Source organism: Chamaesiphon sp. VAR_48_metabat_403, assembly GCF_031422475.1.
In the GTDB taxonomy this organism is placed as follows: domain Bacteria; phylum Cyanobacteriota; class Cyanobacteriia; order Cyanobacteriales; family Chamaesiphonaceae; genus Chamaesiphon.
The window spans coordinates 1-10,242 of the sequence record NZ_JANPLS010000304.1 but is presented as its reverse complement, the minus strand read 5'-3'; the positions used below and the strand labels follow the sequence as shown (position 1 = coordinate 10,242).

Here is a 10,242-nt window from a genome sequence, read left to right as displayed (position 1 = left end):
GTTGGTTATACTGACGCTTGAAGGGCATCGGCTTTTCTTCTTTCTTGGTCATATCATTTGCGAGGATTGAAGGATGCATCGCTCGCTGCTTTTCCACTGGGTAGATATCTTGAACAGCAACCCCACCACCATGCGTTACACGACCAATTAATGTTTTCTTACCTGCAATTAATCCACCATAGGTAGCGCAAATCGGACAAGTAGGTAGAGCACATGTGGACGGAATCCCACAATTTTGCTTATCTCCTAGCAGCACACCACTTTTTACAGGTGCCCAGATGAGGCAACGTCGTTCGACACCACGCCTTTTAGTGGGAGAAATATAGCATTTTTCGATGGATTTACCATTTTTAGTTGTTAGTTTGACAATCTCAACCAAGTTAACATTGACTTGTACTTCATGTCCTAGATATAGCTCTTGGGATCCTTCTAAAATAGCGTAAATATCAAAATGCATTCGAGGATTTTGTTTGTCTTCAGGTATTCCGGTAGCCATTAGGGTTTTTCTCCAGTAGTTTTTAGTTGACGAACCAATTCGGGGAATCGAGTATAGAGCGAAAGTTTAAGTTGATAAGTCAATTCTTTCCAATCTTTTTCTTCGCGATAATATTCTTTTTCAGCAAAGTAGGTATATGCTCTTGGAATGTCATCAGCATAAAGATTAAGCCAGATCTTGCCATCTTCTCCTGTTTCTTCCCGATCTGTCAAAACGACATCTGCTAGTAAATCTTTGGTTTGGCTATAAATAAAGTCATTATCTATGTTATGCCAGAGTCTGGCTTTAACACTTGTCTTATTTTCATCACCAAGAGTTGCAAAATAGCAGAAGATGACGGCATCATCTACTTTTTCAATTAATTTACTTACTTCGCGTTTTGCATCATCTGAATCCATTAGCTTTTTCGCTGTACCCTCCAAAGATTCAGCGAATGCATAGGTTAAACCAGTTAAAGCAGCAACATCTCGATAAAGCCTAGCTCGTTTAGCTAGTTTAGATAGTTTAGTATCAGAATCCATAAAATCTCCTTGTGAGGTTATATCCGATTGAATCACGTCCCAGTAGAGAGCGCGAATTTTCTCCATTTCCAAGCTATTAGAAATGTTGGCAATCTTGGTAAGCGTATAATCAGCCAAGTAGGGTAAATCCTGCTGCACATAACGAATTACATCTCCTAATGTCATGTTGATGTCTTTGCCAACAGTAACGATCGATTGACCATAGCCATCCATCAATCCTTTAATAAAAATTAGATGTCTCCTAGCCAAGTTAATTACTTGACTGCCCTGTGTTATCAGGGAAAAGTTAAAATCTGATAGCACTTCAACCGGAAATATTTCAGCAATTTTTGCTAAAGCATATTGAACTTGACCCAACTTCTGAGAGGCTAAATCGCCACCTTGGGTTTTGTCTGAAGCCAGCACGATATATTTACCAGCACTCAAATGTATCTCTTTGTTTGTCAACATCCGAAGATAATCTTTGAATTTCAGTTTCGCTGATACATCATTTCCACTCGGTTCGAGTCGTAAAATGATACTTTCGTCTGTGACTTTTAGTGGTGAAGCAAATGCTAATGCCGAGCAAGAGGCGCAAATATGCGGTCTACCTTCACTTGATGCTGACTGGCGACGCTGCTCGGGACGCTCGAAGATGAATCTTAATACTTTCCATTCAGCAGTTTTTGGATCGATCGCGATACCGCAAGAATAACAAAATTCTTTGTTATCATCTCCCGCAGATCTTCCCGATCCTAGATTAGGTTGCTCTGTTAATAATGGTGGCGGTAGCGATGCAAATTGGCTATCGCCCATCTCCATTAACCGATACATTTCCGCAATACACTTGGTGAAAATATCTCCACGAGTACCGTTAATTTGGTCTGTTGCAGTCTTAGTGAAGTTTTTGGCAATTGAATCAATTACAATAAACTTATCTAGATTTTGTTGTCGATCTAGATCGATAAACTTAAATGGATCGCCGCCAGCCTGTCTCAAGTATTCCAGTTTTTGTTCTGCGAACTCTTTTGAGAAAATAGAATTCACATTTAGCTTGTCTTGTTGCTTCTGTAATTTATTTGATTCTGTTTTAGATAGTCCTGATTGGGATAGTTTATCTTGAATTGCTTGTATCTCTGAGCTTGTATCATGCTGTTCTTGTAGTAATCTACCAAAAAGTTTCTGAAAATCTTCTTGATATTTATTTGCTTCTTTTAACTGCATGGCTTGAGCATCTTCAAGCTGCTTAGTCTTAGATTTGATATCTTTTTCGTGGAGATCTTCATTTTCAAGCTCTGTCAGCAATCCTACGATCTTTTGCTGCCGATCGCTCTGTCTTTTTTTTGCCTCGCGCCAGACACTAAAATACAAGGCTGATAAAACATTTGCCTGTCCTCTGTTTAATATTGGAATCTCTAGGGTACTAAATCCTCTAGCAGATAAAGTAACGGAATTTAGCATCAAAATAAATGTTTGAGTCAAACCAGGCAGTTGTGGTCTAGTCAGTCCATAAACTGAAAATGCCACATCATCAATAAAGCTTTTCCATAAGATTGAAAAATCTGGAATTAACAGAGCGGGTATAAAAACTCGAACGTGTCGATCGCTTTCTTCTAGGACAATAATGTAATGAACCTTTTGCAGATATTCCAGGTACCGATCGATTGCACTCTCGATCGCTAATCTTGCCTGAAGCTCTCCAGGTAAAGGTGATTTAAACAGAATCGCAATCTTACCAACTTTCTGCCCCTGATAGCTGACTTGCGTGCCTTCAAAAGTCACATCCAAATTCTCAACAGTATTCCGTGTGCGTGAGAGGTTAAGCGTTCTCTTCAATTGAGGACGATCGAAGGTTGCCGCAATTGCTAAAGCGATCGCCTTTACTTCCGGTTCGACTGTTAAACTGGCTATTAATGTTCTGGCTGTCGCTTCTGGTAAAACGTTTGCGGCTAAAGTACCGACCAGAATTTTCAGATCTCTGATTCGATCGGGTGAATAGATACTCATAGTTGTTGTTGAGTAAAGTTTTAAGGAGGAGATAGACTCGATCGAGTCTATCTCCTGAAATAGCCTAGAGATTAATCTTCTAGGTCGTCATATGAAACAATGTCTCCATCTGCATTGATGACAGGAGAAAAGCGCAGCTCTTCGATTCGCTGCTCCAGTTGTTCGATTTGATGTGAAATCTCGTCTAAATTATAGTACATAAATACCTTGTTGAAGTTTACGAAAAATTTGCCTGGGGAACGTGACTGGATGTTAAAATAGTAGTAATCACACCGCTAAGAGCCATCCAGCAACTTTTTGCCGTTGGTTATTAGCTTACCATGCAAACATGGTTATAGCTATTATTGAATTTTTGCGGTGACGACTCCATTGTGATAAAATCCTGTAAGAGACTCTCTTAATCCCTCTGGGACTGAAAAATAGCAATTATAGAAGTGCGTACTTCAATTCAGTTTCACCTAGTAATCCCTGTAAGGGACGTTCTATCTTTATCCAGCGAAAAACTGTCGTGAATACTGGCAGTTTTTTTGTGTGATGGTTCAGGCGATCATCTCTCATGTCTACGTAATCTATGGCAATACATCTATATTCGCCCTTATAATCGAGATCGTCAAGCACTTGTACGCTCAAAGTGTACGTACACAATCATGGGTCGTCGCGGACAGTCCATCACACTATCAATATCCGATCGAGACAAAGAGCAGCTCGAAGCCTTTGCCTTAGAATTTGGCATGACTTGGGGCGACAAACCCAATATTTCGGGGTTGATAAAAGCAATTGCCGATCGAAAGATCCTCATCGCTGCTAATCATGATTGGACTGACGAGCGGATTAATGCCCTAGATCGGGCGCGTCTGAACCTAATCGACTTGGGAAAAAATACCGACGCGCTCACAATTGCCGAACTCCTACTAGAACGTGCCGAGCTGAAAATCCCACTGCGTAAAGAATTAGATTCATTTGTCGGTGGTCAACAGCTAGCTAGCTGGCGCGTACAGATCGATCGATATATCAAGCGTCAGCAGCCTTTTAGACTCTCTTATCAAGATGCTAAAGAGCAGATTTGGACATTTACTGTTTACTTTGCCGAGATCGTCGCTCGTGACGAGCATGAATACTTGGATTGTTGGTGCGAGGAAAATAATAGTGGCGATATCTCGGAGCTACAGCATAATTGGTCGCTGCGGCTCGATCGAATTACTGACGCAGCGATTGTCAAAATCGATCGATCTTGGCGGAGTGGTTTAGATACAATTCCGGTGGAAATTTATCTGTTTGGCGGGTTAGCGCGTAGTTACCAGAGTAAAAAGAATCGAGATGATGTAAATGAATGGTTGGATGAATCCATGCAGGTTAAAAGAGTAGTGCGATCGATTAGCTCTCCGTTTTGGTTCAAGCGAGAAATATTTCGTTATGGCAAAGATTGTGAGGTAATTTCACCACAAAGAATGCGAGATGCGATCGTTCTAGAAATTAAGACGATGCAACAGCGGTATCAAGACGATTGAGCGATCCTATAGTGCTTTATTTCCGATCGGATTCATCTTCCTCACTAGTCAGCCAGTGTCCGTATTCTTCCATAAATCGATCGCGTAAAATGGCATCGCGAATTTTTTGGGTGAAGCGAATTAGCTCGGTAATATTGTGGATCGATAGCAGGGTAAACCCGGTGATTTCACCGCAGCGGATCAGATGGCATAAATAGGCGCGGCTATAGTTCTGGCAAGTGTAACAAGGACATGTATCGTCTAAGGGGGTAAAATCGCGTTTGAAGGGGGCATTTTTGAGATTCCAGCGTTCGCCCCGGACGAAGGCTGCACCGTGCCTAGCGACCCGTGTAGGGATGACACAATCGAATAAATCGATGCCGGAGGCGATCGCGATCGCCATTTCTTTATAGGTACCGATGCCCATCAGGTAGCGCGGTTTACTTTCGGGTAATAATGGAGCCGTAGCACGGACGATTTTGTGAATGAAGTGCGCTGGTTCGCCGACGCTAACACCACCAATGGCATATCCATGAACGTCAAATTCTTGCAGCGATTTAGCGGCTGCGGCACGTAAATCTAAGTGTACGCCGCCTTGGACGATCGGAAATAAGGCTTGCTCGTCAGGGCGTTGGTGCGCCTTAATACAACGGGAGAACCAGCGATAGGTGCGATCTGTCGCAGCGGCGACTTCCTCGCGGGTGGCGGGATAGGGCGGACATTCATCGAATGCCATAATTACATCCGCACCGAGGGCATTTTGAATCTCGATCGATTTTTCAGGCGAAATAAAAATCGTGCGTCCATCTAACGGCGATTTAAAAGTTACGCCTTCTTCGGTAATTTTCCGCATTTTGCTGAGGCTGAATACCTGAAAACCGCCTGAATCAGTCAGCATCGGTCCTTTCCAGTTCATGAATTTATGCAATCCACCTGCTTCTCTAATGATGTCTTCGCCGGGACGTAAATGCAGGTGATAGGTATTTGCTAATACCATCTGAGCTTGAGTATCTTCTAGGTGCGCCGATGTCAGCGTTTTTACAGCCGCTGTGGTACCAACGGGCATAAATCTCGGCGTTTCGACAATACCGTGCGGAGTATGAAAAACACCCGCACGAGCGTGAGTGTGACTGCATTTACCCAAGCAGTCGAAAGTGAAATTGGAGTGATTCAAGATTTAAGATTCAATATTTAATGCGGAACGGCTGGCGATTCTCCAAAGGAGAGGCTACGCCAACGAACAGACTTATAGCCACGAATGGATCGAGCTTGTGTTAGTTTGAAAATTTAGCCGATCTAATAATAATTTACTATTTAGTATAAAATTTTACGACATAAGTTTTGGTCTAAATCCAGATCGCAATCGCCACCCACAACTGAAACCTAAAACCTAAAGCCTAAAACCTAATCCCTAACTCGCCGGATCGTCACCAGCCCAGCCCATCGGGGAGACTTCAGCATCATCTTTGACGCGCCGAATGGGTAAATTAGCGATCAGTGCCGTTACTCTTTGATTGCTTTCTAACGAAAAATCTAAGCCTTGGGTATCGATTTCGACATACCGCGATACGACTTCTAGAATTTCTTGACGCATCATTTCCACCATTTGGGGGCTGAGATCGGTGCGATCGTGAGCGATGACTAATTGCAATCGCCGCTTCACATGTTCCCGACTCGGCTCATTTGCCATGCGGGGAAATAACATTTCTAGAAATTCGTTAATCATAGTCATAGTGTTTGCAGTCGATAGCGGGAATTAGCACCTAAATGATGAAATCGTCGAGGGGTAAAGCATGGTGAAAATTAAGTACTGACAAATTTCCCGACCCAATCGTTGGACTTGCAGTTATTTTCTCAGTTCGATGCAATTGAGGAGCTGCGTTTGTCAATTGTGGCGGTAAAACTAGGTCGTCTACCCACACTATACCAACAGGTGCTACGCAATTCAACAGGAGACATTGCTAAAATATTAGATCTTTAAGTAGTTAACTTTACCAATCTAGATCGGTAAATATCCGCTCTTAAAGCGACGATCGATGTGACTAAATTAACATTAGACTATAAATTTAATTTAGATCTTTTAGCGATCGGACTATTTAGTGAAGATTTTACGCAGTCGCGCCAACAAATTATCACGCTCGACACTGAGATCGAGGTAGGGCGTTTTTTCGCCGATCAGTCGATGGGCGATATTATCAAAAGCCTGCGCCGCACGAGAGGTAGAATTAGCTTCTAATACTAATGGTTCGCCTCGGTTGGTGGAAGTAATCACTCGTTCGTCTTCAGGGACGACACCGATCAGTTGTACTGCCAGAATTTCGCTCACATCTTCTACAGACATCATCTCACTAGCTTCGACCATTGCCGGACGCAAGCGATTGACAATCAATCGTGCTGGACTAATATTACTAGCTTCGAGTAATCCGATCACCCGATCGGCATCCCGAACGGCAGAAATCTCTGGAGTAGTGACAATTAAAGCTTCTTGAGCGGCAGCGATCGCATTTTTAAAGCCCATTTCGATCCCCGCAGGGCTATCGATCAACACAAAATCGAACTGAGGAGCGAGTTCGCCAATCATCCATTTCATGTGATTGGGGGTGATCATTTCGGCTTTACGATTTTGGGTGGCGGGTAATAATACCAGCCCCGGTTGGCGTTTATCGCGGACTAATGCCTGATCGAGACGACATTCGCCTGCCAGCACTTCGACGGCTGTATAAACGACGCGATTTTCCAATCCTAGTAACAGATCGAGATTTCGCAGCCCAAAGTCACCATCGACGAGCGCGACTCGGTGCCCCATTTTGGCAAGAGTCATGCCCAGATTGGCAGTGACGGTGGTTTTACCCACTCCGCCTTTGCCGGAAGTAATTACAATAATGCGGGTCATGAATTATAAATTGTTAATTGGTAATTATTAATTATAAAAACTCGATTGGCGATCGAGAGTCCGATCTCGATCGATCTGTGCCAAGTTAATCGCCAGTTACCAAGCTCGATCTCGATCGGGTTGTCCCCAGTTAAATCTATAAGTGCGATCGCAGCTATCGATCGACGCGTCCAGATCCGGGGAGAGCTAATTCGCGCAAATAGGGGGTTGTTTTGAGATCGATCGCGCGGGCGATCCTGATGCCTTGAGGGGTGACGTAAGCAATTTCTGGCTCGAACTGTGGGGGCGGGGTTTCTGGTGCTCGTGCCACTCGATCGGCAATGCGGAGTTGAGTTGGTTCCATTTGCAATGCCATAATCAGACATTGAGGGTTGTTGGGATAACCTGCATGAGCGATGCCGCGCAACCGCCCCCAGACAATAATATCCCCCGCTGCAAAAATTTCGCCGCCAGGATTGACATCGCCCATGATAATCACAGTACCTTCATGGCGAATATCCATCCCCGATCTGACTGTCATTTGCAGATAAAGTGGTTCGACAAGCTGCGGTAATTTGTCTTGGGTAGTGGGAATCGGGGGGGCGATCGCGGGCTGCTGCATGACGCAATACCCTGCTGTGGCTGCGGCTACCGCCGTTTGCCGCCGAGTGGTAGAAACGAGTTGGAGTTGCAAGGCGACATCGGCGAGCGCGTCGCTGATGCCTTGGAGTTGTCTGGCATCTAAGAGCCTGTCGTGGGCGATTAAATGGACGATCGATAACGGTTGCCAAAATCTTTTTCCAGCTTGAAGTCTTTGCTGAAGCTGCTCCCACAAATCGTTCCAACTAGCAGAAGCTGGCGTTTCCGCTTCTGTGGGCAGAATTAGTTTTACCACTCCATCTTCATTTTTGAGTCGAATTTGCAATTTTGGTTGCTCCGATGGCGTGACGGGGATTGGATCTGTTTTTCCCTGGGCATTCAGTATCGACAAGGTGGATGAGAAATCAGCATTCATAGCCTACAGAGTGGTGAAGATCGCAAATGGCTTTTACATCTTACACTTCAAACGGATATTCTGTCGGAATTATTAACCATGTATTTATGAATATCGCCGAGGTAGTAATATTTAGTAACGGTAAATTAAACCACTTAAATTTAAATCTCAATCAAAATATGCCTAAATTCGCGATCGCCACATTCGCTGTCATTCTCGCCACATCTGAAATTTGCTTTAGCCGATCGGTAGCGGCATCAACGACTCGACATGTTTTTACTAGTCTGCACGCCACTCCTCAAACTACATACATGCTAGATCTTCAGCGTGAGTCGATCGCACTGGCAATGAAAAAATGTACGATTAAGCGATATCGAAGACCTCGCTAATCGATCGACTCAACTACAGAACTAAAATACTATTAAATTATTAAGTCACAGCCGATCGAGATCTGGTGGAATAAGCTGTCGATCGTCAGATTGGTGAAGATATCTACTATGATTAGGTGCATTCAGATCGTTTTGACATGACCTAAGACCATGAGTTTAATTCGGATTTGGGCGGTAGCTAGTAACGTGTTTCGGGAAGTGATGCGCGATCGCATCTTTTTGACGATCGGGTTTTATGCCATGCTGATGCTTGCAGCTTGGCGGCTATTGCCAGAAGTTTCTGGTGCCGCCCAAGACAAAGTTTTGACCGATTTTGGCACTGCTAGTTCTAGTTTATTAGGGGTACTAATCACAATTTTCGTGGGTACGAATCTCATTAATAAGGAGATCGAAAAGCGCACGGTATTTACCATCGTCACTAAGCCAATTAGTAGTATTGAATTTATCCTCGGCAAGCATTTAGGATTATCTGCCGTACTGGCGATCGTCGTCGCGGGAATGACAGCAATTTATCTATGTATATTGAGTCTGGCTAGGATCGATTATCAATTATTCCCCCTGCTACTCTCGTCGGTTTTTCTGTTTCTAGAACTATGTCTGATTGCTGCTGCTGCCTTGCTATTTGGCGTATTTGCTAGTTCGATTTTAGCAATTTTACTAACTTTTTCGTTGTATTTGGTCGGTCATTTAAGCGAAGGCATGGTGAAATTAGCAGGTGTAACCAAAAATCCTGGATTTCAAAAATTTACCGATAATTTATATCTAGTATTGCCAGATTTATCGCGGCTCGACCTTAAAAATGATGCTGTCTATGGCGTTATTCCCTCAGCAGATGTCCTGTGGATAAATGCCGGATATGCGGTAGTTTATACGGTGGCATTATTACTAATGACAACAGTAATTTTCTCGCGCCGACAATTTTAGGGCGATCGAGTTGATGAGGGTAAGGTGTATACACAAGTCGGATAGACTTCGTTTCGAGGTGTAAATCCCCCAACCCCCAAGGATGCGGGGACTTTTAAAGCCCCCGCATCCTTGGGGGATTTAGCGGCTCGCAGCCGGGAGGTTCCCTCCCGGATTATGCGAGACAGCGACGCATCGAACGGGAGGTTCCCTCCCGTTTGTGTGCGTCAAGACAAGACAGCGGCGTTTTTATTCGGGGGAACCCCCGAATAAAAAAACGACAAGACAGCGAAAAGTGCGTTCTTGGGGCGCGAAGCTCTAGGGGGAAGCTTCCCAAGCGAGCTTTTCGGGGGAAGCTTCCCCCGAAAACGTCGCGCCCCAAAACGTCGCTTGTTTCCCCTGTCTTGTCTTGACGCACACAACTGGGAGGGAACCTCCCAGTCGATGCGTCGCTGTCTCGCCTTTTTTGACGGGGAACCCGTCCAAAGGCGAGCCGCAAGTAAAGCACCTTTTCAAGACAGGGGGATTCCCACCAATTTCGCTTCTCACCAGAGATGTGTATACACCGTAGCTTATAAAGGGTGGGGTAAAGGG

Annotated in this window: 9 protein-coding genes and 1 pseudogene; 3 read left to right on the top strand and 7 right to left on the bottom strand. The window is 44.3% G+C overall.

All coding sequences use genetic code 11. The features are described from left to right. The 3 genes and pseudogenes from RMO79_RS14600 to RMO79_RS14590 form a co-directional block, all read right to left on the bottom strand. A pseudogene (locus tag RMO79_RS14600) lies at window positions 1-496 on the bottom strand (hypothetical protein); the annotation flags it as partial. Further along, window positions 496-3,003, bottom strand: coding sequence for a hypothetical protein (locus RMO79_RS14595; protein ID WP_310483903.1), 2,508 nt, complete (start codon window positions 3,001-3,003; stop codon window positions 496-498). The gene RMO79_RS14595 and the pseudogene RMO79_RS14600, both read right to left, overlap by 1 nt. 71 nt (window positions 3,004-3,074) lie before the next feature. After that, window positions 3,075-3,203: a hypothetical protein gene (locus RMO79_RS14590; protein WP_310483902.1), complete on the bottom strand. Its 129-nt coding sequence runs from the start codon at window positions 3,201-3,203 to the stop codon at window positions 3,075-3,077. 447 nt (window positions 3,204-3,650) lie between these two features. On the opposite strand from RMO79_RS14590, the gene RMO79_RS14585 reads away from it, so the two are divergent. Next, window positions 3,651-4,511: a WYL domain-containing protein gene (locus tag RMO79_RS14585; protein ID WP_310483901.1), complete on the top strand. Its 861-nt coding sequence runs from the start codon at window positions 3,651-3,653 to the stop codon at window positions 4,509-4,511. A gap of 16 nt (window positions 4,512-4,527) precedes the next feature. Here the strand turns inward: RMO79_RS14585 and tgt are convergent, their stop codons facing one another. From tgt to minC, 4 genes are all read right to left on the bottom strand, one after another. Continuing rightward, window positions 4,528-5,664 (bottom strand): tRNA guanosine(34) transglycosylase Tgt, encoded by a 1,137-nt coding sequence (gene tgt, locus RMO79_RS14580; protein WP_310483900.1) that lies wholly within the window; start codon window positions 5,662-5,664, stop codon window positions 4,528-4,530. 237 nt (window positions 5,665-5,901) lie between these two features. Further along, window positions 5,902-6,216, bottom strand: a complete 315-nt coding sequence (gene minE, locus RMO79_RS14575) for a cell division topological specificity factor MinE (RefSeq protein WP_310483905.1) — start codon at window positions 6,214-6,216, stop codon at window positions 5,902-5,904. A gap of 366 nt (window positions 6,217-6,582) precedes the next feature. Next, window positions 6,583-7,383, bottom strand: coding sequence for a septum site-determining protein MinD (gene minD, locus RMO79_RS14570; RefSeq protein WP_310483899.1), 801 nt, complete (start codon window positions 7,381-7,383; stop codon window positions 6,583-6,585). Window positions 7,384-7,537: 154 nt separating this feature from the next. Beyond that, on the bottom strand, window positions 7,538-8,377 hold the full coding sequence (gene minC / locus RMO79_RS14565; protein WP_310483898.1) for a septum site-determining protein MinC: 840 nt from the start codon (window positions 8,375-8,377) through the stop codon (window positions 7,538-7,540). A gap of 86 nt (window positions 8,378-8,463) precedes the next feature. Between minC and RMO79_RS14560 the strand changes: the two genes are divergently transcribed. Then, window positions 8,464-8,745 carry a hypothetical protein gene (locus RMO79_RS14560; protein ID WP_310483897.1) on the top strand — a complete coding sequence of 94 codons (282 nt, stop codon included), beginning with the start codon at window positions 8,464-8,466 and terminating at the stop codon, window positions 8,743-8,745. A gap of 150 nt (window positions 8,746-8,895) precedes the next feature. Beyond that, window positions 8,896-9,669: an ABC transporter permease gene (locus RMO79_RS14555; protein WP_310483896.1), complete on the top strand. Its 774-nt coding sequence runs from the start codon at window positions 8,896-8,898 to the stop codon at window positions 9,667-9,669. Window positions 9,670-10,242: the final 573 nt, after the last annotated feature.

Coding starts and splice junctions, on each gene's coding strand:
- RMO79_RS14595 (WP_310483903.1), bottom strand. CDS start 3,003: ATGAGTATCTATTCACCCGATCGAATCAGAGATCTGAAAATTCTGGTC.
- RMO79_RS14590 (WP_310483902.1), bottom strand. CDS start 3,203: ATGTACTATAATTTAGACGAGATTTCACATCAAATCGAACAACTGGAG.
- RMO79_RS14585 (WP_310483901.1), top strand. CDS start 3,651: ATGGGTCGTCGCGGACAGTCCATCACACTATCAATATCCGATCGAGAC.
- minE (WP_310483905.1), bottom strand. CDS start 6,216: ATGATTAACGAATTTCTAGAAATGTTATTTCCCCGCATGGCAAATGAG.
- minD (WP_310483899.1), bottom strand. CDS start 7,383: ATGACCCGCATTATTGTAATTACTTCCGGCAAAGGCGGAGTGGGTAAA.
- minC (WP_310483898.1), bottom strand. CDS start 8,377: ATGAATGCTGATTTCTCATCCACCTTGTCGATACTGAATGCCCAGGGA.
- RMO79_RS14560 (WP_310483897.1), top strand. CDS start 8,464: ATGAATATCGCCGAGGTAGTAATATTTAGTAACGGTAAATTAAACCAC.
- RMO79_RS14555 (WP_310483896.1), top strand. CDS start 8,896: ATGAGTTTAATTCGGATTTGGGCGGTAGCTAGTAACGTGTTTCGGGAA.